Here is a 25,744-nt window from a genome sequence, read left to right as displayed (position 1 = left end):
ATATACTGAACATTCTCTGCTTGTGTTCCTTTTCTTGATAATTTTACTATTGATCCATCCTCTCTTTTATTTTGTTTGATTCATTAGCATACCATATAGCTTTGACAAAATGAAACAATATTTACTTACCAACAAAAAATTGACAACGTCGCTGAAAGAAAAAATTAATTACCAATAGATGATTATGAAGGCATCATTATAAGTCGGTACGGATGGATACAAAGTGAAAATATATACAGAGTCTTATGGCTGTACAATGAACAAAGCTGAGACCGCCCAGATAGATGAAGCGATTAAAAAAAATGGGTATGAACAAACTCTTGACCCCGCAGATGCAGATATTATTCTAATCGGCACTTGCATTGTTATTCAGCACACTGAAAATCACATGCTAAAAAGAATCGAAGAGCTGAAAAAATATAATAAAAAGATGGTTATAAGCGGTTGCCTTCCAGCCATTAAAAAAGAGCTATTTGCAGAATCTGTAACAATCACGCCAAAAGAATTAAACGGCACATTGAGATTATTCAACATGAATTTAGATCTCAAAGGTATCGGCAGCGGGTATCCTGTTGCAATACCAATAGCCCAAGGATGCCTGGGAAAATGTACATATTGCATTACCAAACTTGCGAGAGGATATCTAAAAAGCTATCCAGAACAGGAGATTATAAGAAAGACAGAATTGGCTGTTTCTCTGGGGCATAAAGAGATTAGAATCACTGCCCAGGACACTGCAGCATATGGAAAGGACAGGGGTACAGGCTTGCCTGAACTGTTAAACAAGATAATCCAGATTCCAGGAGAATATAGGATAAGGGTAGGAATGATGGAGCCTAGAGAAACATCTACCATATTAGAACCATTGCTGGAAGTATATGAAAGCCGGAAAATATTCAAGTTTATTCATTTACCAGTACAGTCTGGCGATGATTCGGTATTAAATGACATGAAACGCGATTATACAGTATCTGATTTCTATAATATTGTTTCTAAATTTAAAGCAAAATTCAGCCATTTCACATTTTCTACAGACATTATAGTTGGCTATCCTACCGAAACTGATGAGTCGTTTGAAAAAAGCGTTAAGCTCGTACAAGATATCAAGCCTGACATTTTGAATATTACAAGGTTCTCACCCAGACCTATGACTGCCGCATATGATCTTAAGCCGATACTTCAGAGAAAAGTAAAAGAGTGGTCTAGAATTTTAACCCAGATTCATTTGAAAATAAGTGAAGAAAATAACGTAAAATTAATAGGAACCGTGCATAAAGCATTGGTTACAGAGCCTGGTAAACGCTATTTTTTAGCAAGAAGTGAGGGATACAGGCCAATAATACTGAAAGATGTAAAAATAAATAGTTTTTATGATGTTGAGATAGTAGATGCAGGAAATGTGTACTTGATAGGAAAGGTAATTTAGCAGGTATGTTTGCTTTCGTTTACTATTTTTACTTCAGGCACATCTCTTTTGGCAAACGCTTGAACCTCAATCTTTTTAAACGATTCATAATCCGCTTTGGTAACTGGATATTCTGGCAAGAACGGACACCCACAACCTTTTGCTATTATAGATTTTTCGTAGGTTCCTATTTTTTTGGCTATGTTCTCGATCTCAATTTTATCTAATCCGATAAGTGGCCTTAAGATGGGTATGTTTACTGCACTTGACTCAACATTAATGTTATTCAATGTCTGAGATGCTACCTGCCCTAAAGATTCACCTGTGACAATGGCAAGTGCATTTTTTTCATGGGATAGTTCCTCTGCTCTTTTTAGCATTGAGTATCTGCAAAATACGCATGTCCACCTCTGCTTGTTTATATAATATAGGTTATGCACAAAACTGCCGATTAAAGCACCATGGTCTTCTGCTATAAATTCAATGGGATCTGGAGAATATCTGTCTAAAATATGTGCTGTTTCTATTACTTTTTGTAACTGTTCTTGATTGTGGTAAAAATTCAGAAGCAGGACTTTAGCACCTCTTTTCATAACCATCCATGCTGCCACGGGAGAATCTATGCCCCCAGAAAAAAGTGCGATTATAGTGCCTTCTATGCCGACAGGTAACCCCCCAAATCCAGAAATTCGATCTGAAAAAATATAGGCATGAGAATCTGTGATCTCTATTCCTATTTCCAGTTCTGGGTTCTCCAAGTCTACTTTTAATCCAAAATCATTTATTACCTTTTCTCCAAAAATATTGTTTAGCTCAACAGAAGTATATTTAAAGCCTTTCCACAGTCTCTGTGTGGAGATTCTGAATGTTCTGGGATTCTTTAATTTTATTAGCTTGCATATATGTGCATATACTTTCTCAATATCCAGATCTGTTTCTACTGCTTCTGATATCGAAACAATTCCCAGCACATTTTTTAAAATATTTGGATCTGCAGCAGTATATACTAAAATTCTACCACGATATTTCTTGATGTTTGCTGATTGTCCTTCTCTGTGCAAGTGTTTATATATATTCTCCACTAACTTATCCTCAAAAACTTCCCTGTTTCGACCCTTTAAACTTATTTCGCCGTATCTGACTAATATCATTTATTGTGCAGTATTATTTATACTATTTTAACTTTATTGTGCTTCTATTTCACATTTTAAACGTTCTTTTTTAATCTCTATCACTTATTTTATGGAAAATATTAAGCTCTTGGCTGTTGCCACCGGATCTTTAGATTCATATAGTGATCTTCCCACTATTATGTAATCTGCACCATTGGCAATTGCCAATTTTGCATCTCCACCCTGTGCACCGACACCGGGCGTTAAAATTTTTAAGTTTCCGACGAGATTTCTATATATCTTTATTCGATCAGGTCTGGTAGCAGGTACTATTATTCCCGCTGCACCTACTTCTTTTGCCATAATTGCGATTTTCTCACTGTGCGGCTGCATATACTCTAAAGCTCCGGGATGGCTCATCTCTGCGACTACAAATACATCTCTTCCTTTGAACTCTTCAACCGCCGTTTTTACAGAGTCTGAGCCTACAAAACCATGAACTATTATGCCAGATACATTATATTTTTTGATCTCCTGAACAATAAGTTTGTTGGTATTCGGTATATCTGCAAGTTTTATGTCACATATCACATCGTTTAGCACTGTTAATTTATTTATAAAGTTAAGTCCCTGAGCTAATATCAATGGATAGTTTATTTTGATTGCATCCACATAATTTCTTAATTCTGAGGCTATCTTAATGGCCTTTTCAGCATCTACTACATCCAGTGCCAATATTATCCTATTTTCATATTTTTTCATATCAATCTTCTCTACCTATTTCTTAAGGTAATATTAATTATTGATATATCTAATTTTTTGATTTTCTATTTTTTAAAAGCCCTGATTTTTATCGCTTCTCCATAATCTTGCGATCGCAGATCTGCATAATTCATCTTTGCGGTGCCAGCTCCCACTGCTTTGCCGTCAATGATTATTGCAATTTCATCCTCTTTGCGTATATCTTCTGTAGCATCAAGTACCCCTACCGCGAAAACCGTGCCTTTAGGCTCGAAATTCTCTATCGTCACACTGTATCTGCGCTTATCTGCCAGAATTTCTGCTGCCTTTAAACTTAAAGTTACCATTCCTTTATCTCTGTTAAAATGCATAAAATGCTCATTATCCAGTAAAATATCTATGTTGGGATATCTTCCAGTAATTGTTAGCCTTTCCAATATATTATCAAAACTATCTCCAAACTGATACCTGATAACAGCTTTTATTTCCTCTTTAATCTGATACTTCCTTGAAATAGCAGGAGAATTCGAGCTTAATATATAATCTTTCAGGGTTTTTATATTTTCAGCATCTCTGAGATTTCCGATTATTATCTTTGCTCCATAGCTTTCGAGCACGTCTCTCACAAATTCTAAATCTTCTGGCAGATATGCAATAATATGCTCATACCTGTTATTTTCTATATACCTCTTTAACTGCTCTCTAATTAGCTTGACCTCATCCTGATACCAGTACCCTATTACAGAGATATCATAATTTTGCGCTGGATAGACCGTTTCCAGTTCTCGGGGCACAACTGCCGGTGGTGAAGTTACAATTACTTCATGGACCATTTTTCCAGTATCCTCTATCAAATTTCTGAAAAAGCGGTGTGATTTAGAGTCTGAATAAGGCTTTTTAGCAGAGCATGGTAATAATAACAGAGTGTTGTATAGAGCGGGCTTATGATACCTTTCATTAACACGTTCTATAAATCTTTTTATATCTGCGCGAAAAAGTGAGTCATACTGCACTGCATTCAATTCTTTTTCCCAGACTGGATAAAAAGGCTCAATTTCTTTATAATAAAATAGATCGGTTATCCTTAACAGAGATTTGGCAGTTAGATCTGGCAAGGATTCAACAAGATCTCTAAGCTTGTTTCTGTTTATCGCGTCTCTCGTTTCTTGCATATATTCTGCCATTAAATTCAGGTTATCGTCAACTTTGCCCTCTTCTCTGAATGCTCCATATCGTGTAAATAAATATCCATTTTTAGAAGCCAGATATGTATATGAGGTATCTATAAGATCAATGCCCAAATACATTAAAACTGGAATCTGTGACGGTATGCCAATAAAAGGTGCAAATATTATTTTTTTGACCCCTATCTCTTTTCTTAAATCTATTACATATTTCACAAATTCTTTATGCTTTTTTAAGATCGTGCTGAGATTTGGCACAATCACTAAATCTTCATAGAACTCTATGTATCTATTTCTCTTTATTTCTTTTTCATCTAATAGTATTCCATTCAAGTATAATTTACCATCTTCTCTAATTAACTTCAGTTCTGACTTTATGGCTGTTTTCGAGGCAATGTTTACAATACCCGGAAACGTAAAATTTAGGTCATTTGATTCGTAGACCCCAGACTTCGCAAATCCAGATCTTGCTTTCATTTTTATCATGTTATTACACTGATTTTAGGTAATATTATTTTATCAAAATTAAATTCTCTGTGGCATATAATGCATTTACCTGCTCTCTTTGCACATTGAACATGATAGGCTGCGTCCCCTGTCTCACATTCTACATAATCTAGCCCGCTGAATATCTTGCCTCTGCAATAGCTACATCTCTCAGTGCCTGTAGATTTTTTAATTGTGTAGCCCGGGTCAATCTCCAGATTGAATGGAACAGTAATCTCACTTTTATATGATTTATCCAAATTTGTAAAAGTAATAATAAATTCTAGTTCTCCGCTCTTTTTAACTATAGAAAAGTCAGTTTCCATTTCTTTTTTGTCTTTTCCTTTAATTGATTCAATATTTATGGGCTCACTTTGTGATAGCAAACCAGCTATCTTGATCTGAATGTTAAGCGTATCCTCTGGGCTGTTATTAGTTATTTCCAGTTTTGCATGAAGAACAGTTTCAATGATGCTAATGGCTTCCAAGTTTATACTGATTATATTATTATGTGCCTCTGTGAATCTATCTATATCTCCAGATAGTTCTGAGATTTTGTCAATTGCAAGCTCAGGATTATTATTGATAAGTAATGCTATTTCATTAGCCCGATTTAAAAACACATACGTTTCTTTATTTTCTATCTTTATTTTCATGAACTTTTGTTTTAAAATCTCAAATTTTTCCCTTGCATCTTTCAGTAAAGATTCATAACTATTAATTACTGATTTTACATCACTTAAATATTTGAGAACTTGAATATACTCTTTACCTTGAAACGCCATATTTATAAGCTCTTTTAATCTTTTTACGTTTTGAGTGTTTATAAATTCCAGATCAGCAAGTTCACTCTTCATTCTCTTTTCTATCTCTTCCCTTATACGAGACTCTAGACTAGAGCTGATGTTTTTTGTTTCTTCCATAATCTTTACAAAATCGCTATATTCTAAGATTACCAATAAATCTGACACTTTAATGAGTATATCCGACAGGTCTATGCCAAATGATTTATATTTTTCTATCTCTGTTTTTGTAGTATTGATAAAGTTGAATATGTATTCATAAAGCTTTCTTTCAAATTCCTTCATTAATTCTGCCACAAAAGATAGTATATATTCATATTCTAAATTTTTTACATTCATTTTTAAGTTATTGACTTTATCTATGAGTTCCGGATAAAATATGTCATACTTTTTTTCTGATAATATATAATTTTCAAGTAATGCTATCCTTTCATTAACCAATTTTTCTAGTTCTTCGTTAATTATATTAATTAGCTCTTCTCTTTTTTTGGTTATAGCCACTGTATCTTTTTTATTTATTTTTTCTAGCTCTTTGACTTTAACTTCTATTTTTTCAAAATTAGCGAATTTTTTATATGTTGTTAAAAGTTTCTGATATTCATTTTCTTTTGTGAGCATATACCCAGATATCCTTTTCTCAAGTATATCTGTCGACTTTTTGATTAAAGATAATGAGTTTTCATAGTTAACTCCAACAAAATTAGTTTTAGCCTCGCTTATTGTCTTCATTACGTCTTTAACATCTAAGTTAAGATCACGTGCCTCTGCAATCAATATCTTAGAATATTCTAAATTTTTTTGTATATTGTTTACCAGGAAAATAGTATATTGAATATTATCTAACAGTTTCAGAGATCTATCAATACATTCAGTATATTTCCCAGCACGTACTAATATTTCTATCTCGTTCTGTTGCTCTATCATTCTCTTACCTAAAAGACTGGACTGGGCGTTGATCTCATTTTTAACTTTTAAAAATATTTTTTTAGCCATTTTTTTCTGTATATCTGTCTTTCCCAGCTCATCTAATGCTTCAAATCCTCTTTTTAACGATTCATAATCATTGCCTTTTTTAAGGTTTAATTCTGCAGAAGATAAAAGTCCTTCCACTATCGTGGTATCAACATTCCTGGCTTTTGCGTTGTTTATTTCTTCTCTTACATTATTTAATATTGAATCTACTGCCTCATTTAACCGTGCTGAAATATTGGATAATATAGCTTTTACTTTATTGATAGCTTCTGTATAAACGCCAGATGAAACCTGCGCCTTTATGCTCTCATACTCATTTTCAAGGTCCTGTACCACAAGTTCCAGGTTCTTGGCTTCTCTTATTTTTTGCTCAACTAACTTTATATCTGGTTCTAAAATATCATAAACATATTTGATGTTATTGATTTTGTTCTCATATACTTTTAAAGTTTCCAAGCTCTTACTGTACTCTCGGCTCACAAAATATTTTTTTGAATCTTCGAGAATATTCTCATCTAATGGAATTTTTAAATATCTGCTCTTTAGTGTATCTAAAAGCTGGTCCATTTTTAAAAAGCTCTGCGAAAAAAAAGATTCAATTTGCTGTTCGGTTTCTTTGAAAATTTTCTCTGCCACTGTTTTTGCATCTTTAAACTTCTTTTCGTTTATTAGTCTTTTGAATACAACTGCATCGTTTTCAAATTCTGGCCCTAACCCTACTGTTTGAGATATCTTGTACAGTTCTTCTATCTTTTTAGTTATAGCATCTATATCTAGAGAAAATATGACATTATCAATTTTTTCAGATAATTCATCTATCAGCTTCTTGCATCTATCAAAATTAAATTCGCTATACTCTTTTTTTATTTCCCCAAGTTCAAAATCGATGTTTAATATTCCTGTATCAGGTATCTTAATATCTTTTATTCTCTGCTTTATAGATAACATATCTATAAACAATGATTCGCTGTGTTCTAATATCTCGTTAACCTGCTTTCTTAAAATTAAAGACTTTTTAAAAACTTCTTCTATATTTGCTTTCTTGTGTTCATCCATAATTTCAGAGATCTCTCGCGGTAATGGAGTTCTTTCTTTATCTATGCCTAATTTTTTTAGTACTATCAAAATAGTGTTGCTATATACCAGTATCTGATCAATTATATCTTTCATTGAATTATCAAAGATATTTTGCAAATCAGAATATGCCTGTTTTATATTGTTATCATTTTTTTGTTCTAATTCTATTTTTAAAATGGTGATTTGAGTTTTTAGTTGAGAAACATCAAAATTTTCATTACTCAGCTGTTCTGCTACAGTTTCAATGCTCTTTAATTTATCGTTATATTCCTTCACTTTTTCATTCCACAATACATTTTCAATTTCTTTAAAAATTGTGTAAATCTCTCTATAACTATGATTGTTTAATAACTCTTTTATTTTGGCTAATGAGTCTGTTAAAATAAGACCTGTTTCTTGACTCTCTTTTACAAGTTTTTTTTCGGTATCTCTTATCTTTGAGTTTATTACTTTTTCTATGTTTTCAATTAATAACGCGTCGATTTTTTTAGTGCTGGATATATAAGCTATAAAATCTGAATTTTCAAAAAGCTGGTCCAATAATTCAATATCATAATTTTTTAAGTCTATTCCGTACATTTTTGAAACTGAAATATTTTCATCTAGTTTGGATTTTAAGTTTAATGCATAATCTTCAAGATCTCTTTTTAATCTGTTCTTAAACTCCGTCAATTGAGCTTCTGCTTTAAAAGGATCGCTCCTAACTAAATCAGATATACTATCTAGTTCTTTTTCTGAAATATTTAATGATATGCCTTCTTTTGAAAGCTTTGGTAACAAATCTTTCGTTTCAACCAGCTCTTTAATAAGCCTATCTCTTAAATTTATAATTTTTTCTATTTGCTGCCTTGCATTTTTTATATCATTATATGAAGCTATGTAGTTTTTATCTTTTAACTTATCTTTTGCAGATTCTAAACTATTCAGTGAATTCGTGATATCGATATTATCTTCTTTGGCTTTTGAAAGTATGTCTTTTACTTTCGATATCTCATCGTATAGCCTCTGAAATTTCATTTTCTCAATCTGCGACATCACTCTCTTGATTGCTACTAGACTGTTAAAATAAGATCCTTCATAAAAATCATTTTTTATCTTATTAATCTCATTATTCAGCTCTTCTGCATTTTCCACGCCAATAAATTTTGCTTCGTCTATGAGGTTACCTGTTATTGCCATGATACTCTCGAAAAATTCAGAGATCTGATTTTTTAATAGATCTCTCAAATCCTTCGATATTACTATTGCTTTTTCTATGTTCCCTTTTTTATATTCTCTTTCTATCTCTTTTTCAATCTGGCTTATTTTAAGGGCGTCAAATGTTATTTTTGCAAACTCGATCGATTTTTTTAAAGAAGATATTTCTAGTAACAAAGCCCTGTATTTTTCTCCAGATTGCTCTCTATAGTCTAAATCTAACTTTTTCAATTTTTCAGCGGCTAGTATAGTTTCTTTCTTGCTAATAAGCTCTAATATTTCATCACTTCTGGACTCAAAAATGCCTTTCTCCGTTGTATCAAATATATCCAGTTTAGCTATTATAGCGTGTATTATTTTCAATAAACTTTCTTCAAAGATCTGTAAACATTGACTTTTAAGAATTTCTATCTTTTTAAAAGACTCTACAAAATTTTCAGAGGCTGTGTTTAACAATGATTTATACTCTACTTGATATTTTATAAGATCTATATTGAAGTACTTAGACATATCAAATATTTTATTTAGATCTGTATCAAAATCATTAATATGTGCTAGCTCAATAGATTTTAAGCTGTTTAGTACATCTTGATATATAGGTATACATTCAATATAGTTTTTATTATCATAAAGTGCCTTCCCCTTATTAAATTTAGTAGATATATTTACTGTATCCGCGCCTATTTTTTTCAATTCTAATAATTTTTTTTGTATATCTGCCTCTAGACTATCACATTGCTCTTTTTTTAATTTGATCTCTTTTGCCTTCTCTTCAAGCTCTTTTGTAATTTTTATTGCGGACGTATAAGGATTAGGCAATTAAAATTCCCCCACTATTAAATTTTATAAATAAATGATATCTATACATATAAACTTTTGTTTCAAATGTTATTAGAAGAGCTAAGATAAAGGATTTAATAATATGTGTCTGAGATCTTTAGCTAAACACTTGAAAAAATTCGAACGCTTTCTCTATGGACGAAAATACTAAAAGAACGCATAAAAAGATTAAAATAGTAATAAAGTATCAGCTTTTATAATGACCGAAGAAATGAGCTTTCAGATTATAGAGAAAGAAAAGGATTCTATCAAATTAGAAATTGTTAATTCAGATAATACCATTCTGAGACCTTTAATCGAAGAGATCTCTAAAGATCCGATGGTTGATGAGATCACTTATCATATAGATCATCCTACGCTGGATAATCCTGTATTGTATATAAAGGTAAAAGAGGGAAAACCACAAAATGCAGTAAAAAGAGGACTGAATAAATTACAAAAATATTTTGAAGACATGGACAAAATATTAAAAAAAGAGCTGGCTAAGAAGTGATAAGCTCTACTTTTGGCGGTTCTAAGTGTTCTAGCTTTCTCAATGGATAAGGTACTAATACTTCAACAGAAATAGTATCATAAGGTTTGCTCTGGATCAAGTTCACTTTTTCTTCCTTGTATAGATAGAGCAAAGGTATGAAAGTCTGTATAAAATCTAGCTTAGAGCCATCATAAAGCTCTTTTAATTCCATATAATCTTTATCAACGCTCAAGATGCGGTTCCATATTGTTTTTATTTCCTCTTCCAAACGCTCTCTATGAAGCTTTTCGTTCCATGTTTTGCTTAGCGTCTCATTTAATTTCTTGTTTTTCTCCTGTGTCTCTTTTCTAAGGTTCTGATCGTTCATGCTTTTTTGCAATGCGTTTATAAGTTCTATAATCGTTACGGGCCTTTTTTCTTCTCTTCTCACCGGTTCCTGCAAGGGATTTTCTCTGATTAAATAATCTGTAAGATCATAATCTCCATAATCATTATCGTATGTGTAAGGTTCTATTTCCTGCACCGGTTCTTTTTCTTCATACTTTAGTAGCACGCTTTTTGTTTTTTTCTCTAAAATTTGCCATGCCATGAATATAAGGTTTCCGGCAGTTATAAAGTCTATAAACTCTTCATTTTTGACTTTCTCTAAATATAATTTTGTAAACTCTAATATATCAAGGCTCCATGGATTCAAGCCATGCTCTATAACAAGCTCGAATGCAGCAACTATTGCTTTTTCCTGATCATCTTTCATAGAGTGATATAAACCTTTTTGAGAGTTTGCTATAAGTTTCAGATATTCTTCTATTTTAGACTCGTCATATTCATCAAAAGATATTAGTTTTTTAAGTATTTCAAGTTCCATTCTGCATAACCTCCATATTTTTCATAGACTGTGAAAATATTCTAGATAACCCGTCCATAGCAGATGTAACGCCTATTATATAATCTGCATAGTGTAATGTCACTTCTCTTAAAGATATTACTAAAAACTGTGCGTTGCCTGAGTTGCTTTTTATTATTCTTGCCACGTTTTCAGCATTTACACTGTCCAGAAACATGTCCACTTCATCCAAAATATAGATTGGAGAAGGCTCATATTTTTGTATTGCAAATATAAATGTCAATGCTGCCAGACTTTTTTCACCGCCACTCAATGCTTCTAGCCTTATAAACTTCTTGCTTTTAGGCTTAACTTTTATTACCAAGCCGCCAGAAAAAGGATCTTCTTCATTTTCAAGATACATATCTGCTTCTCCTCCCTCAGATATCTCTTTATATATCGTCATGAAGTTTTCTTTCACTGCTTTTAATACGATCATTAATCCTGTTTTTTTCTTTTCGTTGAGCTCAACCACCAGCTTTATCAAATCTTGGCGCTCTTGCTCTAGCTTTTCATAATTTGACTTTAATGTGTCGTATCTTTCCTTTTCGACATTATAATCATCTATAGCTTTCATATTTACAGGCTCTAAATTTTTTAGCTCAGTTTCACTATCCGAGACTATCTTTTTAAGTTCTGATACCGGTGGTACCGGCTCTGTTATCTCTATATTAAAAGCTTCAAATATTTTCTTAGACTCTTCAAGTTTTTCTTGCGATTCTTTAAGACGTGTATTTAAAGAGATAATAAAATCTTGCTTTCTTCCAGCATTTTCCTGACTTCTAGTTATTTCATGATCTATGCTTATGATCTTATTGTCCAACTCTTCCCTTTTTTTTATCAGTTCCTGATACTTTACATTAAACGATTTTTCAACTTCTATCAATTTTTGTAGCTCTTGCTCAGTCTGCTTTTTCTGTTCTTCTACTTCTTTTAGCTCCTTTTCTTTAGCTTTTATTTCTATAGTATAGTTTTCTACCTGCTTTCTGTTCGTTTCTATTTTTTCAGATAATAGAGATATTTCAGTATTTAAACCACTTAACTCATTAGTTTGTTCTTTTATAATACCATCTAAAGTTTCTATTTCTTCATTAAGCTTTTTTATTTCGTTTCTTAATTTTTCTGGCGTTAATGCTTCTATGCTCTTTTTTATCTTTTCGGATTCTTCAACTTTCGCCGCTATTGAATTTTTTAGATCTGTAATCTCATTCTCCAGACTCTTAAGCACCACCGTAAATTTATCACTCTCTTCCTGCTTAGCTTTCAGTTGTATTACACATTCAGTTAGTTTCTTATTATACTCTTCTTTAGTTTTTTCCCAGATTTCAAGCTCGGCCTTATTGTTTTTCATGGCAGACTCTCTAAGCTTTGCTGTAACATCTTGCAACATAGTTTCTATATTTTTCAGCCCATTTTCAAGATCGTCTCTCATGCTATTTTTATCTCTGAGCTTCTTTCCAAGCTCTTCTAAATCACGCATTGTTACTCTACTGCCCCGAGATTCTAAAGAGCCTCCTATTATTGCGCCACTTGCCTCAAATAACTGGCCGTCAAGCGTTACTATTCTGATCCCACCCATAAGCTTCCTCGCGGTAGCCATGTCCCTGACAATTATAGTGTCTCCAAAAATATACCATATCGCATTTTCATATTCTTTATTAAATTTTATAAGCTCAATTGCAAACCCCAGAACGTTCTGCTCTTTCACGGCAAGTAATGCCTTGCCTCTTGGTCTGCCTACCATCATTTTGTTCAGAGGCAAAAATGTGGCCCTGCCTAAATTTTTATTCCTTAAATATTCTATTGCTTTTGTTGCATGTTCATCATTTTCAACAACAATGCTTTCTAGCCTCGCACCTGCTGCAATTTCTATTGCAACCTTATACTCGTCAGGTACGGTAATTAATTCAGATACTGTTCCAACAATCCCCTTTAATTCATTATGGTCTCTGGCACTTATTATATGATACCCCGCCCCCACTTTACTGCTGTCAATTCTCGCCTGCACTTTTTCATACTCTTTAGTAAGAGATAGTATCTCTTTTTCTACCTTCTCAATCTCCTCTTTTAGGCTTTTTTCTTGATTTGTTAGCTTAAAATATTGTTCTTGCAGTTCTTTAGTATTTTTCTCAATACCTTTGTTGAAATTTTTTGATTCACTGAGTCTCCATTCTGCATCTGTTATGTTTAGTTCATAATTCTTTTTAGACTCTTCGAGACCTGCTATTGACTCTGCAAGCATGTCAAGCTTATTTTTTGTTTTGTTAAATTCATTTGTCTTCTGCGTGAATTCAGATCGCATAGTCTCAAGATCTTTATACAACTTTAACAGATTCTCCTGCAATCCTTTAGTGCTCTCTGAATATTCTACTGCTTTTTTCTCTTTTTCACTTAAAATGCTTTTTTTTGCGTTATAATCCTGAGCCTTTGCCTCTTTTTCTTTGCTTAATTTTGTTCTCTGTAGCTCTGAATTTTTGAGCTTTGTAAGAAGCTCTTTGTAATCTTTTTCATTGCTTAAAACAAGCTCTCTTTGCTTTTTTATAGTATCTTCCAGATCTTCAATCTTCATCTTGTTTCTTCCAAGCTGGATCCTATGCTCATCAATCTGCTCTTTCAATTTTTTTACATCTTCTCCTCCACTGTTTGCTATCTCTAAATCCAGCTCAGTTCTCTTTGCTTTCACGTTCTCTTCCGACTTATTCATTTCCTTGATATCACTGTTTAATTTCTCTATCTCATTTTTTAATCTGAGTATCTCTGCTTCGTCGCCTTCTATTTCTGACCTAAATCCCATCATTCGCTTATACTCTAGCTGAGCCTTTGCCTTATTATATCGATCTTTAATCTCTAAATATTTAAGCGCTACATCTCTATCCTTGCTCAATGTTGCTACATGCACTTCGATCTCTTTCAATAAGAGATCTATTGCATTCATGTTTTCTTCTACTTCTTTTTTCTTACTCTCTGCATTTTGAATCTCTTCATCATATTTCGTTATTCCGGCAATTTCTTCCAGTATTCTCCTGCGCTCCAGTGCCGTCATCTCTACAATATTGGTTACATCTCCTTGTTGCACAAAATTGTAGCCATCTGCAAAAATTCTGGCTTGTGACAACAGATCTGTAAAATCTTGCAGTTTTGCTTTATCACCATTGATATAAAAATAAGAGTTGTATCCATCCTCACGCTCTGATAACTTAACCATTCTTGAAAACGTGACCAGATCATTATCTAATGGTATAAACCTATCTGTATTATTAAACGTTATAGAAACTTTACAGTAATCTGCTGCATTTCGGTCTTTGCCTCCATTAAATATTAAGTCAGTAAGCTTTTGTGCTCTGATCATTTTTGAGCTTTTTGGGCCTAAGACAAATAGGATGGCATCTGATATATTACTTTTCCCAGAGCCGTTGGGACCACTCAAAACTGTGAATCCATTTTTAAACTCTATCTTTGTCTTTTTGCCAAACGATTTGAAATTTTCAAGCTCTATTGACTGTAAAAACATTTACTCACCAATCCTGCCAGGATATTTTATGACTTTTGTCTGACTTATTAAATTAGATATAATATAATTAGTATATAAATTTTACTAAAAAATCAGACATTATTGATATAAATGTCATACTATTGGCACAAGATCAAAAGAATAATTTTTTGAAGGTTCTATAGCATATAGGATAGTTTTTGGAGCGATCCCATAAAGACATAATTTATTGTATATATTTAGAAGTCTGATATGAATTGATGCCATGTTTTTTATCAGATTTTCACTTATTATGCCTGGCTTAGCTATAGCTATTCCTATATCGTTGCTATTTATAATATTATTTATGAAATCTACAATTTCTAAAAATGCTATTTGGCCTCTAAACTTTTCAATTGTACTCAAGGAAAGGAGGTAAACAATTGTTTTATTATACTTTCTCAGTTCATTTATTTTCGAGTTCAATTGCTCTATTGAACTTTCTCTTCTGCCTGTAAGCGATATAACATACTTTTTGTTATTATTGTATCCAGAATAATCTATAAATCTAAGATTATTATCTACCAGTTCAGGGTCTAAGAATCTATAGCTCTTAAATCTATTTCTATTACCTTCGATAGTTTGGCCCAACGAAGGAACTGCTAAGATCCCAATATTGTTGCTTAATATATTTCCAAGTATCTGGGTCATAAAGGTCTCATATTGCAATTTACTCACATCTTTACTAACAGATATTAAATTTAAAGTGCCATATTTAAACCCTCCATCCAACATTGTGTCTAAATCTTTGCTTCCGGTAGTAATTAAGTTTTTATTTTGCATATTGTAATCTTTCTCTATATTTTCCAACCCCTGAAGAGAGATCTCGGCAGTAGGTGAAAATATCCTAAATTTTCCACCATTTAATGTAATCATATATTTGCTAAATTTAAAGCTTACACCTCTCATTTTAATTATATTCAGACTTCTCACCTTTCTCCCTTCGTACATATCCTGATCTAAAACAAATACACCATCAGCTATGTACTCTAACTGTTCTGACCTCTTTTTTTCTAAAATAAATATTATATTCGCATTACTGTCATCTACCAAGTCTTTTACTAGGGTATATATAAGCTCTTCTTCGTTAATTTTGTACTTGCTTGATAATCCTTCCACGCTGTCTATTATTATCATAGACCTATTTGGAAGATTACGTTCTACTTCATTGTATACTCGTTTTAATTCTGGTATTTTAAGATCCTTGAAATATTTGTTGTATAATACTCTTGACACTTTTGCAGGTTTGTCATCGTAGATATTCTTGATCAATAATCTCGCTGCCTCTACTTGTTCTTCGTCACTGTTTGCTTCTATAATTTTTAAGCTATCTAAAAACAACCTGCCAGCATCTATTATTTTAGTTTTATTTTCCATATCTTTTATCCATGGAAACTGCTGATATAATGCAGAATCACCAACTCTTGTAGATAAATATATTCCATTGTACTTATCTTTATAAGTCTCTAAAATCTGGAGTGCTAGCGTAGTTTTACCGGTACCTGGAGCACCAGCTAAGATAAGAGATGTTGCAGATTTTGATTCAAAGAAGATAGATAATTCTTTCATTAAGCCAGACAGACCATTCATAACAGATTTGATATTATATAATAACTATAATAAATTTTCTGACAATAACTCGATTTTTAACTTACCTCGTAGAACTGCATTCAAAATCACAAAAATAGCCTCTTTCCTAGATATTCTTTCATTTATTTTTTCTGCTTTTTATTGCTTACACTACGTTATTTTCCAAAGATAAAAGAATGTATATATTATGCTTTAAACACATAGCCATTGCTTTTACTCGTACCATGATCACAGTTTTTGAATGTGCGGTGATCTAGCAATTCCTTTTCTAATTTTTCATCTGACGAATTATCCTGTCCGTTAAAAATAGTACCTTTTCTGTTTATTCCAAGAAAAATAAAGGGGTAAAAGATAATTTTTTAGACTCTACTTTTTTTCGTATGGAGCCCACCATTTATCTACCATTTCCTGAATCTCTTTAATATATTGTGGATTGTTAAAGAGATGCCTGAATCTACCCTGCGGTTTTAAATACTCTTCTACTGGCTTTCTCTGCTTTGGAATATATGTAAGCTTCAAATTTTCTATTTCACCATTCTCTATTTCATATAAAGGAAATATTCCTGTATCTGTTGCAAGTCTCATTATCTCTATTGTCTTACTTGGATCATGTCTCCATCCTGTTGTGCAACTGGATATAGAATGTATAAATCTAGGTCCTTTGATCTTTAAAGCTTTGTTTATCTTCGTTTTAAAATCGTTCATATAGGCAGGATTAACAGTAGCTACATAAGGAATATTATGTGCTGCTACTATCTTTGCAATCGGCTTTTTTAGCTCTTTTTTACCGAGCATATCTGAAGGACCTATCTGTGTCGTTGTAGTCCACGCACCGAAAGGAGTGGATGAAGATCTCTGTATTCCCGTGTTCATATATGCTTCATTATCATATAACACATACATGATATTATGACCTCTCTCTAACATTCCGCTCAAAGACTGTATGCCAATATCAGAAGTACCACCATCTCCACCGAATATAATTATGTTTGCATCTTTGTCTTTTCCAAGAGCTTTAAGTGCATACTCTAGGCCACTTGCAGTCGCAGAGGCATTTTCAAAAGCAGTATGTAACCAAGGCAATTTCCATGATGTATGTGGATAGGGTGTGGAAAATACTTCCAGACAGCCTGTAGCGTTCACAATGTACGTGTTCGGGCCTGCAAGTTTCAGTACCCATTTTACAATAATTGGTGCTGCACAGCCTGCACAGGCTCTGTGCCCAGGCGCAAAATATTCAACATCTTCGTTGATCATTGCATTCCCTCCGCTTTATATACCGCGTCTTTATCAACATTGATCCAGTTAACAGCTTCAGCCTTCTGGCTTTGCGCAATATTTACAATCTCTTCATAGTTTTCAACTTTAATATCTCTACCACCCAACCCAATTATAAAATCTATAATTTTAGGGCGTGTTTTCTCACCGTACATTATTGTTGAAATCTCACTATAAATAGATCCTGCAAATCCGATGGATATGTTTCTATCCACAACGGCAAGTAATTTTACCTTTTTAAGTATATTTATAAGCTCTTCTTTTGGAAATGGTCTGAAAACAGTTATCTTGATTAATCCAACTTTAATTCCCTTTTCTCTCATTCTTCGGACTGACTCTCTTGCTGTGCCGGTCATTGAGCCCATGGTTAATAATACTATATCTGCATCATCCACCATAAATTTAGATACTTTTTCATATTTCCTTCCAAATTTAGTCTCGAATTCTTTAAATGATTCGTCGATTACTTTTTTTGCATTTTCCATGGCTATGCTTTGTGAATACCTGAATTCAATATAATGTTCAGGAAATACAAATGCCCCGAAAGTGGAAGGGCTATTACTGTCCATAACCTCATAATTTATTTGCTTTTTCCCTAGGAAAGCATCAACCTCTTCCTGCTCTGGCACATCCACAGGTTCCATTGTGTGAGTCAGTACAAAAGCATCGAGTCCAATCAATGTTGGTAACAACACTTTTTCGTTTTCACTGATCTTAAAAGCCAGAAGTGCAAGATCCAGTGCTTCCTGATTGGTTTCGGCATATAAATGTAACCATCCTGCATCACGCTCTGACATGCTATCCTGCTGATCAGCCCATATATTTACCGGTGCACTTAATGCTCTATTTCCCACAGCCATGACTATTGGCAGTCTCATTCCACTTGCTATGAACAGCATTTCATGCATAAATGCCACGCCCTGGCTTGCAGTTGCGGTCATGGTCCTTACACCCGTTACTGCAGCTCCTATCGCCGCGGACATTGCTGAATGTTCGCTTTCAACAGGTAAAAACAGTGCATCCATCTTCCCTTCAGCTATCATTTCTGATATTTTTTCAGGAAATAAAGTGGAGGGTGTGATAGGATAAGCAGGTATTACGGATACCCTCGCAAGTTTGGCTGCATAAGCTACAGATTCGTTACCTTTCACGATCATTTTTGTCATATTACTTTTCCTCCCTGTAGAAATCTATAGCTTTGGTCGGGCATTCATTTACACAGATCCCGCATCCTTTGCAGTAATCATAGTTTATAACTGGAACTGGCATATTGACCAGTTTCTGGTTTGGTGTTGCATATGTTTTTCCCTCTTTCTTTTCTATTGCTGGCTCTGGGCAATAAGTCCAGCAAATCATGCATCTAATACATTTTTCATATCTTATTTCAGGTTTATAAGTTCTCCATGATCCCGTCTCTTCAAGAGCGGTACTTCCTGGCTCTGATATGACTATACCTCTTGTAATTTTCATAAAAAGTTCACCATCCTAAAACCGTTTTTTGATAAGATTCAAAAGCGGCGGCTGCGTTCTCCTCTCCCTTAATCGGCGCGTTTTCCTTCACAGCTTCCACTATGCTCTCTATTTTCACGTTTCCTACTGCCTTTGCGTAAGCTCCGAGAATCGCAGTGTTTACTATAGGCGCGGATTTAGATCCTAATCCCCTGTTCACTGCAATGTCAGTTGCATCCACTGTTGCGACTTTAAAGGTTTTTAGTTTGAATTCAGACGGTTCTTTAACAGAATTAAATATTATTATTCCTCCATCTTTCAATCCTTTAGCCACGTCAATCTTGCTTATCAAAGATGTGTCTAGTACTATCACCGCATCTGGATTATAAATATACATTTTTATATCTATTTTCCTGTTGTCAATTCTTGTATACGCTTCTACAGGAGCACCTCTGCGCTCTACTCCAAAAAACGGAAATGCCTGTACATCATAGCCTTCTTTGAACGCTGCAATCGCAAGAATATTTGCAGCTGTAACTGCACCTTGTCCACCTCTGCCATGAAATCTTACTTCATACATAGCGAGAGGTAAATGCAAACAATAAGATAAAGCTTCTTATTGGCTATGTCAAACTTTGGCATATATGACGGGTATTTGCTAATATATATCAATAAAAATTGTTGAGTATAATGTTAAAAATTATAAAATATAATCTAAAAAAGATTAAAAACAGATTTTTTTTGAATCTATTTTATTCCCAATCATTCTTTTGTTCTTTTTCCTCCTCATCCTCGTTCGAATCTATATCCTCATCCAGGCTGTCAGATATCATATAATCAATATCTTCATACTTCTTCAACTTATCCAAGTCTTTCTTTTTCACAAAGTTGATTTTCTTTTTTTGAGGCATGGATATTTACCTCCAATTTCCATAAATCAAAATTTCATATATAATCATTTCTATTTTTTATTTGTTATTACTAATAAAAATATATGCCATCTCGCTTCATAAATTCACGCATTAAAGATGTCGCATAAGTCCCTTTGTTCAAATAGAACTTAAAAACTGCATAATCGTTGTCCGTGACATAAGATAAACTTTTAAAATTTTCAGACATTGCCCTTCTAAATCCTTTAGAAGATAATTCTGGCAATTCTTTGATCTTGAACATATCTTTTGATATATTTTCAGCCTCTATGACCTCTTTTTCAATTCTTCCCTGTTCTCCACCTGAAAACTCAGAGTTATAACCATATAATATTGCAGAAATCCAAGCTTTTTTCTCTTCAATTCTCTTTTTTATGGTATCAATGTTGTCCAAAGTTACCGGAATTTCACGGTCTGTATCTGGATAGCCATCTTTCACCGGTATTATAACATCCCCAGTCATAGGCTCTAAAATAGATTGCTCTTTAATCCTAAAGGTAAGTATCTTATTGAACAAATAGGACTGATATCCATGAATAAACATCATTTTCAGTGTTCTTGGCAATGCTGCTATTGCACCTCTATAATCTCCAGGTTTTTCAATAAGATGGTATAACATCACTTTTTCATAATCTAGTGTTTCAGATATCATTTTTAAAGTACCTTTAGCATCTAAAGTGTCAAAAAAATAAGATCTGGCTTCTGTATCTTTGTCATAGTCGAATTTCATGCCCACATAATGTCTTACTGCGTTTTCAAAATCTCTCTGAAGTATATATTTACCCACAATATGAGTAATTGGTCTCGATGATCCGAATCTTTGAACACCAAAAAAATTTGGAAAACCAGCTTTTAGCTCAGCCATTGTACCATCTATTAATGTGGATTCAGGATTGCATTCTGAGACCTTGATTTTAAACTTGTTTCCGTACAAATCCCCTAAATCTAAACAGATATTGGTTCTGAAAGATTCGAGTATTTCTACATCTCTTAAATTAATGTTGATATCAGATTCAAAATTTTTTATGCAGAAATATTGAGTAGATATTGCTCTTTTATCTTTAGTACCTGCAAAAGTGATGTTGTTTCTGCCTATCTTTAGCCTTTTAGATAGCTCATTGACAAAACGGTTAGTTTCCCAGTTGTTTAATTTGATTAACAATATCAAATTCTTGCCATTAGAATCCCTTGGTACTGGAATAGGTATTTCTTCCACCTCAAAATCCTCAATTTTATTTTTTAGTTTCCCGCCGATGCCTTTAGTATGAGAAAGATATGCACCAATTCCAATATAATCCTCATCGATCATATTATATCAATACTCTTCAAAAACCCGAGAAACATCAATATTACACCTATCATCTGCCCCGAATAATAAAGCGCGTAATTGTTTATCAGTGCTGCAGAACCTACTGCTGAAAATACCAGCGCACCCAATCCTATTAAGGAATTATAAACTATCGCATTTTTTGTGTGTCTAAGCCTGTAAGCAGAATAGAATGCACCCAATATAAGTGCTATTGCACCTGGAATTATCAATAACATTCCTATACCAGTGACATATGCTGGCATGGCATTTGCTGTACTTGACAGCAACGTTGTTGCATTTATAGTTGCAGAAAAGTTTACTATTGTAAATATGATTATTACAAGAACAGAATAGATCAAACTGTACATACTGAATTTTTGATTGTTAAATAGATATATTGTACCAAGCCCTAATAATAAGACTAATATCGTACTCGAAAAATTGTAAAATTTGTAAAGATCTATGTTCCATGAATAATATTGAGCATAAAACATACTTAAAAATGCCAGGGTCATAAAAATAAGTCCTATACCCCAAAATAGATTTTTTGGCTTTTTGTTTTTTATATATCTCTCAAATATCCAGATCGCAAATATAAAAGATATTATTGTTGAAACTAACACATACACATCAATCATATAGCATTATGAATAGGATCTACTATTTATTACTTTTTATTTGTTTCACGCACTTCTGCAACCATGCCTTTCTTAAATTTCAGCGCTTCTGTCTTGTTCATAAAAGTTCTTCCTACCCCTATATAATTATCATCTGGATCAACTATCAAGACTTCATCATATGGTATCAGGTCCGGATCCATGTCTACTACAAATCTGGCAAAAACGTTTTTTCCTAGCATGTTGAACTCTGCAGAATCTTTGGACACTGCGATCCTCAACTTTGGATACTTAAAATACGCATGAAGTAATTTTCCAGCTTCATATTTTAAAGTAAAAAAACCGTCATTGCGCATGGATAATATATGTTTATCATCTAAAAATACAGTTCTTATCATTCCAGTATTTTTGCTTTTCACAATTTTTACAGGTCCATTAAAAAGCGCATTGCTTGAATATTTGCCAAATTGATAATCTACAATGGCTCTTATTTTCTCTATATCTAGATCTTTTTTGTGTTCAGTAATAAACTCATCTCCAATAGGATCATCCGGGTTCTTTAAACGGGATATCAATGTATCTAAATCCCATGAATCCATTATATGCTTTAAGTTGTCTATCTTATCTGGATAATCTGGAAAAGAAGACTGTAAAATAGGATAAATACTCATTAACTGGTATGGTATAAAACCGAAAGGTGTATGCACCAAAAACGTGGCATTAGCTGTTTCTATGTATTGCTTCATTTTATCAATATTTTCCTGGTTTAGCACCACTACTGTTTTTTCGTTTTGAAACTCCGATCTAATTCTCTTATCAAGTCTGTATATAACAGGGCGATTCAAAGATTCTATACTTGTATAAAAATAGGCATGTTTCCTGCTCAAATTTTCAAATCTTTCCAGTTTTTCTTGATACTTTTTCAGGGTTTTCAATGCAGAATAGAGTGCTGGATGAGACCTTGATCGCTCTTCAACATATTCCCATATGCTTTGCTCAAATATTGCAGTTTTTACTCTGTTAAGCTCTTCCACCGATATGAACAGATTATGTTCTGCGATTAGCTTTACGCGGTCATCATATGGCATTTGGGCCAGTTCTGAAACTTCGTATTTATCGAGAACGGGAGAATAATAAGGTACATATTTCATGTCTTTCAGTTCCCTTGTGCCATCAGGAAATAAGAACCTGTTATCGCGTGCATATTTTATATATGATGAAGAATCAAAAAAATCAACCCCTAGCAATATAGACATCGCAAAAAACATGGGGTGGCCAGCACCAAATAGATGGACTGGCTTGCTGGGATCTAAATTTAATTTTGAGGCAATTAATATATCAACAATATCAGAATACCTGTATGATTCTAACAGCGGAACTACTCCGCCTATAGGATAATAATCAAATTCCAAAGCACTCATTTTCTGGGCTGCATATTCTCTTAAATCTAGATACACAGATCCCTGTACTGTTCCCGCCAGCTTCATATTTCCTTTGATTTTTAGTGCTTGTGCTCCCCTCCTTGCCGTTTCTTCAATAGCAGACAATGCCTGTTCTCTACTGAAATCAGGTTCTGTAAAGATATCTAGAATAGTTCCTATATCTGCCCCTATTTCTCTTTGAAAGTCTAATATTTTTTGAGGGTCAAGCTCTAGATTGCCATATACATGATCCTGAAAAGTCCCTGAATCGGTCATTATTATGCCAGGATAATCAAGCATTTTGTGCAGTTTCTGTGTTAGCGCTTTCTCTTTAAGATCATTGTTGTTGTAGATTATATATGAATTTGTAATTATCGACTTTAATTTAAATTTTTCATAGATGTCTCTGGGAGATATCACTATCTTACCAGGATTTATCACGGGCATTAATGTAGGTGTTTCAACCTCTTTATTATTCACACTGAACTTGCATATCCTGGCTAATCCATCTCTCTCTAATAACTCAAGCATTAAACTGCAACTCCACAGATACAAAAAGCAATATAGTTTAAAAATGTTTTTAAAAGACCTTGCCAAACCAATCTTTTTTATAGATTATCTGACAAAGTCATTTTAAATATTAAAAAATTTAATTGTTTTTTAGGGCCTTTTTTAACTCTTCGATCAATACCGGTACTACTGTATGTACATCTCCGACTATGCCATAATCTGCAATATTGAATATTGGGGCGTTAGGATCTTTATTGATTGCCACGATCATCTTAGACTCTTTCATACCTACGATATGCTGGATAGTTCCAGATATTCCACATGCAATATATAGTTTAGGAGATACTGTTATACCGCTCTGCCCAATCTGCGCGGTTTTAGGCATTAATCCTATATCTACAATTACTCGGCTGCAACCCATAGCTGCACCAAGCAAATCTGCAAGTTGCTGAACATCTACCAGAGATTCTTTAGTAGTTCCTACACCTCTGCCAACTGAAACAATTATATCTGATTCGTCTAACTTCTTAACTCCGGCAACAGAGGTGCTGATTATCTCTTTGACAATTGCTCTCATGCTTAGCATATCTGGAGTTACTGGCATTTGTACTATCTCTGCTGTTTTACCAGACATAGGCTCTATTTTCTTAAATACATTTGGCCGAACTGTCGACATCTGCGGCCTATGATTTGGTGCAATGATTTCAGCCATAATGTTTCCGCCATAAGCAGGCCTGACCTGCACTAAGTTTTTGTCAAGTACTTTCAGATTTGTGCAATCAGCAGTTAATCCTGTTCCTACTGATGCGGATATTCTTGGAGCTAGATCTCTGCCCAGTTTTGTTGCTGGGATTAAGATTATGGATGGCTTGTATGTGTTTATTAAATTTGTAACGATCTTTGCGTATGCTTCTGAACTGTAAAGTTTCAGATTAGGATCCTCTGCTAGATATACTTTGGTAGCACCGTAAGCTGCAAGGTCTGGAACGAACTTTTTAACATCCGCACCTATCAATACACAGCTTACCTCTTCATTCAAAATAGATGCTAATTCCAGAGATTTAGACAACAGCTCAAATGTAACGCTTTTAACTTTAGTCTGATCGTATTCTGCATAGACCCAAATGCCTTTAAAATCTTCTATCACTGTACCACCTTCTTTTCTTTTATAGCCTCTGCTACCTTCTTGCAAGCATCTTCAATATTATCTGTAAATATTACACCTTTAGTTTTTTGGGTAGGTGAATAAATCTTTGAGACTCTGGTCGGAGATCCTTTCAATCCACATTTTTCTCTTGGAACATTGAGATCTGCCTGTTTCCACAATGAATAAGGCTTCGATTTGGCTTTTATTATGCCACTCATAGAAGGATTCGAATATTCAAAAGAGGTTGGGGGTAAAAACGCTATTAACGCCGGTAACTTCAATTCCATGATCCTGTAACCTTCATCCGTATCACTTTTAACTATAATCTTCTCCGGTGTTATATCTTTTATCTCTTCCACATAAGTAGCCTGTGGTAGATCCAGCATTGCTGCTATCTCTGGTCCTACCTGTCCTGTTTCACCGTCTTGAGCCATCTGTCCAGTGAATATAAGATCGTATTTTCCCACTTTCTTGATCGCGCTGGCCAAAGAAAATGACGTTGCAAGCGTATCTGCACCTGCAAATGCATAATCTGAAAGGTGTATTGAAACATCTGCGCCGAGTGCTAAACATCTCATCAATGCAGTTTTAGCTTGATCCGGGCCGAGAGTAATAACTGTTATAGTACCACCTAGCTTATTTTTTATCATTACTGCTTCTTCCAACGCAAACTGGTCAAACGGGTTCAATATACTGGGCACACCTTCTCTGATCATGTTCCCAGTTTTAGGGTCAATTTTGACTTCTGTAGTATCTGGCACTTGTTTTACTAATACTAAAATATCCATAA

19 protein-coding genes are annotated in these 25,744 nt (G+C 33.8%); 2 read left to right on the top strand and 17 right to left on the bottom strand.

Translation table 11 applies throughout. The annotated features are described in order from the left end of the window. Positions 1-223 precede the first annotated feature (223 nt). Positions 224-1,426, top strand: a complete 1,203-nt coding sequence (locus QXQ25_01840; GenBank protein MEM0160448.1) for a tRNA (N(6)-L-threonylcarbamoyladenosine(37)-C(2))-methylthiotransferase — start codon at positions 224-226, stop codon at positions 1,424-1,426. On the opposite strand, the gene thiI is transcribed toward QXQ25_01840, so the two are convergent. From thiI to QXQ25_01820, 4 genes are all read right to left on the bottom strand, one after another. Next, positions 1,423-2,556: a tRNA uracil 4-sulfurtransferase ThiI gene (gene thiI, locus QXQ25_01835; protein MEM0160447.1), complete on the bottom strand. Its 1,134-nt coding sequence runs from the start codon at positions 2,554-2,556 to the stop codon at positions 1,423-1,425. The two genes, QXQ25_01840 and thiI, sit on opposite strands and share 4 nt — an antisense overlap. Positions 2,557-2,640: 84 nt before the next feature. Continuing rightward, the gene (gene pyrF / locus QXQ25_01830) at positions 2,641-3,279 is read right to left on the bottom strand and encodes an orotidine-5'-phosphate decarboxylase (protein MEM0160446.1); all 639 of its coding nucleotides are present in this window, start codon (positions 3,277-3,279) and stop codon (positions 2,641-2,643) included. 65 nt (positions 3,280-3,344) lie between these two features. After that, positions 3,345-4,928 carry a DUF5591 domain-containing protein gene (locus tag QXQ25_01825; GenBank protein ID MEM0160445.1) on the bottom strand — a complete coding sequence of 528 codons (1,584 nt, stop codon included), beginning with the start codon at positions 4,926-4,928 and terminating at the stop codon, positions 3,345-3,347. Next, positions 4,925-9,796, bottom strand: coding sequence for a hypothetical protein (locus tag QXQ25_01820; protein ID MEM0160444.1), 4,872 nt, complete (start codon positions 9,794-9,796; stop codon positions 4,925-4,927). The genes QXQ25_01825 and QXQ25_01820 overlap by 4 nt, the downstream gene beginning before the upstream one ends. Positions 9,797-10,016: 220 nt before the next feature. On the opposite strand from QXQ25_01820, the gene QXQ25_01815 reads away from it, so the two are divergent. Beyond that, positions 10,017-10,310, top strand: a complete 294-nt coding sequence (locus tag QXQ25_01815; GenBank protein MEM0160443.1) for a DNA-directed RNA polymerase subunit L — start codon at positions 10,017-10,019, stop codon at positions 10,308-10,310. Here the strand turns inward: QXQ25_01815 and QXQ25_01810 are convergent. From QXQ25_01810 to QXQ25_01750, 13 genes are all read right to left on the bottom strand, one after another. After that, positions 10,300-11,157, bottom strand: a complete 858-nt coding sequence (locus QXQ25_01810; GenBank protein ID MEM0160442.1) for a segregation/condensation protein A — start codon at positions 11,155-11,157, stop codon at positions 10,300-10,302. The genes QXQ25_01815 and QXQ25_01810 overlap by 11 nt on opposite strands. Beyond that, positions 11,147-14,686, bottom strand: a complete 3,540-nt coding sequence (gene smc, locus QXQ25_01805; protein MEM0160441.1) for a chromosome segregation protein SMC — start codon at positions 14,684-14,686, stop codon at positions 11,147-11,149. Before smc ends, QXQ25_01810 begins: the two co-directional genes overlap by 11 nt. Before the next feature lie 114 nt (positions 14,687-14,800). Next, on the bottom strand, positions 14,801-16,294 hold the full coding sequence (gvpD, locus tag QXQ25_01800; protein ID MEM0160440.1) for a gas vesicle protein GvpD P-loop domain-containing protein: 1,494 nt from the start codon (positions 16,292-16,294) through the stop codon (positions 14,801-14,803). Positions 16,295-16,660: 366 nt separating this feature from the next. Continuing rightward, positions 16,661-17,551, bottom strand: a complete 891-nt coding sequence (locus tag QXQ25_01795) for a thiamine pyrophosphate-dependent enzyme (GenBank protein MEM0160439.1) — start codon at positions 17,549-17,551, stop codon at positions 16,661-16,663. Then, positions 17,548-18,738 (bottom strand): transketolase C-terminal domain-containing protein, encoded by a 1,191-nt coding sequence (locus tag QXQ25_01790; protein ID MEM0160438.1) that lies wholly within the window; start codon positions 18,736-18,738, stop codon positions 17,548-17,550. Before QXQ25_01790 ends, QXQ25_01795 begins: the two co-directional genes overlap by 4 nt. Before the next feature lies 1 nt (position 18,739). Continuing rightward, positions 18,740-19,042, bottom strand: a complete 303-nt coding sequence (locus tag QXQ25_01785) for a 4Fe-4S binding protein (protein MEM0160437.1) — start codon at positions 19,040-19,042, stop codon at positions 18,740-18,742. Positions 19,043-19,049: 7 nt separating this feature from the next. Then, entirely contained in the window at positions 19,050-19,601 is a 552-nt protein-coding gene (locus tag QXQ25_01780) for a 2-oxoacid:acceptor oxidoreductase family protein (protein MEM0160436.1), read from the bottom strand. Positions 19,602-19,773: 172 nt separating this feature from the next. Continuing rightward, on the bottom strand, positions 19,774-19,932 hold the full coding sequence (locus tag QXQ25_01775) for a hypothetical protein (protein MEM0160435.1): 159 nt from the start codon (positions 19,930-19,932) through the stop codon (positions 19,774-19,776). A gap of 70 nt (positions 19,933-20,002) precedes the next feature. Next, a complete protein-coding gene (truD, locus tag QXQ25_01770; protein MEM0160434.1) occupies positions 20,003-21,259 on the bottom strand; it encodes a tRNA pseudouridine(13) synthase TruD in 1,257 nt (418 codons plus the stop codon). Next, on the bottom strand, positions 21,256-21,897 hold the full coding sequence (locus tag QXQ25_01765; GenBank protein MEM0160433.1) for a hypothetical protein: 642 nt from the start codon (positions 21,895-21,897) through the stop codon (positions 21,256-21,258). The genes truD and QXQ25_01765 overlap by 4 nt, the downstream gene beginning before the upstream one ends. A 29-nt stretch (positions 21,898-21,926) precedes the next feature. Beyond that, positions 21,927-23,828 carry a tRNA guanosine(15) transglycosylase TgtA gene (gene tgtA, locus QXQ25_01760; GenBank protein ID MEM0160432.1) on the bottom strand — a complete coding sequence of 634 codons (1,902 nt, stop codon included), beginning with the start codon at positions 23,826-23,828 and terminating at the stop codon, positions 21,927-21,929. Positions 23,829-23,946: 118 nt separating this feature from the next. After that, positions 23,947-24,999, bottom strand: a complete 1,053-nt coding sequence (locus QXQ25_01755; protein ID MEM0160431.1) for an electron transfer flavoprotein subunit alpha/FixB family protein — start codon at positions 24,997-24,999, stop codon at positions 23,947-23,949. Then, entirely contained in the window at positions 24,951-25,742 is a 792-nt protein-coding gene (locus QXQ25_01750; protein ID MEM0160430.1) for an electron transfer flavoprotein subunit beta/FixA family protein, read from the bottom strand. Before QXQ25_01750 ends, QXQ25_01755 begins: the two co-directional genes overlap by 49 nt. Positions 25,743-25,744 lie beyond the last annotated feature (2 nt).

The sequence above is a fragment of the Thermoplasmata archaeon genome, from assembly GCA_038729465.1.
Taxonomy (GTDB): domain Archaea; phylum Thermoplasmatota; class Thermoplasmata; order Thermoplasmatales; family ARK-15; genus JAVRLB01.
The sequence above is the reverse complement of the archived record's forward strand: the minus strand, read 5'-3'. Positions and strand labels throughout refer to the sequence as shown.

Bases quoted from the DNA above. Each gene is read 5' to 3' on its own strand.
- thiI (MEM0160447.1), bottom strand. From the start codon at position 2,556: ATGATATTAGTCAGATACGGCGAAATAAGTTTAAAGGGTCGAAACAGG.
- pyrF (MEM0160446.1), bottom strand. From the start codon at position 3,279: ATGAAAAAATATGAAAATAGGATAATATTGGCACTGGATGTAGTAGAT.
- QXQ25_01825 (MEM0160445.1), bottom strand. From the start codon at position 4,928: ATGATAAAAATGAAAGCAAGATCTGGATTTGCGAAGTCTGGGGTCTAC.
- QXQ25_01815 (MEM0160443.1), top strand. From the start codon at position 10,017: ATGACCGAAGAAATGAGCTTTCAGATTATAGAGAAAGAAAAGGATTCT.
- QXQ25_01810 (MEM0160442.1), bottom strand. From the start codon at position 11,157: ATGGAACTTGAAATACTTAAAAAACTAATATCTTTTGATGAATATGAC.
- smc (MEM0160441.1), bottom strand. From the start codon at position 14,686: ATGTTTTTACAGTCAATAGAGCTTGAAAATTTCAAATCGTTTGGCAAA.
- gvpD (MEM0160440.1), bottom strand. From the start codon at position 16,294: ATGAATGGTCTGTCTGGCTTAATGAAAGAATTATCTATCTTCTTTGAA.
- QXQ25_01795 (MEM0160439.1), bottom strand. From the start codon at position 17,551: ATGATCAACGAAGATGTTGAATATTTTGCGCCTGGGCACAGAGCCTGT.
- QXQ25_01790 (MEM0160438.1), bottom strand. From the start codon at position 18,738: ATGACAAAAATGATCGTGAAAGGTAACGAATCTGTAGCTTATGCAGCC.
- QXQ25_01785 (MEM0160437.1), bottom strand. From the start codon at position 19,042: ATGAAAATTACAAGAGGTATAGTCATATCAGAGCCAGGAAGTACCGCT.
- QXQ25_01780 (MEM0160436.1), bottom strand. From the start codon at position 19,601: ATGTATGAAGTAAGATTTCATGGCAGAGGTGGACAAGGTGCAGTTACA.
- QXQ25_01775 (MEM0160435.1), bottom strand. From the start codon at position 19,932: ATGCCTCAAAAAAAGAAAATCAACTTTGTGAAAAAGAAAGACTTGGAT.
- truD (MEM0160434.1), bottom strand. From the start codon at position 21,259: ATGATCGATGAGGATTATATTGGAATTGGTGCATATCTTTCTCATACT.
- QXQ25_01765 (MEM0160433.1), bottom strand. From the start codon at position 21,897: ATGATTGATGTGTATGTGTTAGTTTCAACAATAATATCTTTTATATTT.
- tgtA (MEM0160432.1), bottom strand. From the start codon at position 23,828: ATGCTTGAGTTATTAGAGAGAGATGGATTAGCCAGGATATGCAAGTTC.
- QXQ25_01750 (MEM0160430.1), bottom strand. From the start codon at position 25,742: ATGGATATTTTAGTATTAGTAAAACAAGTGCCAGATACTACAGAAGTC.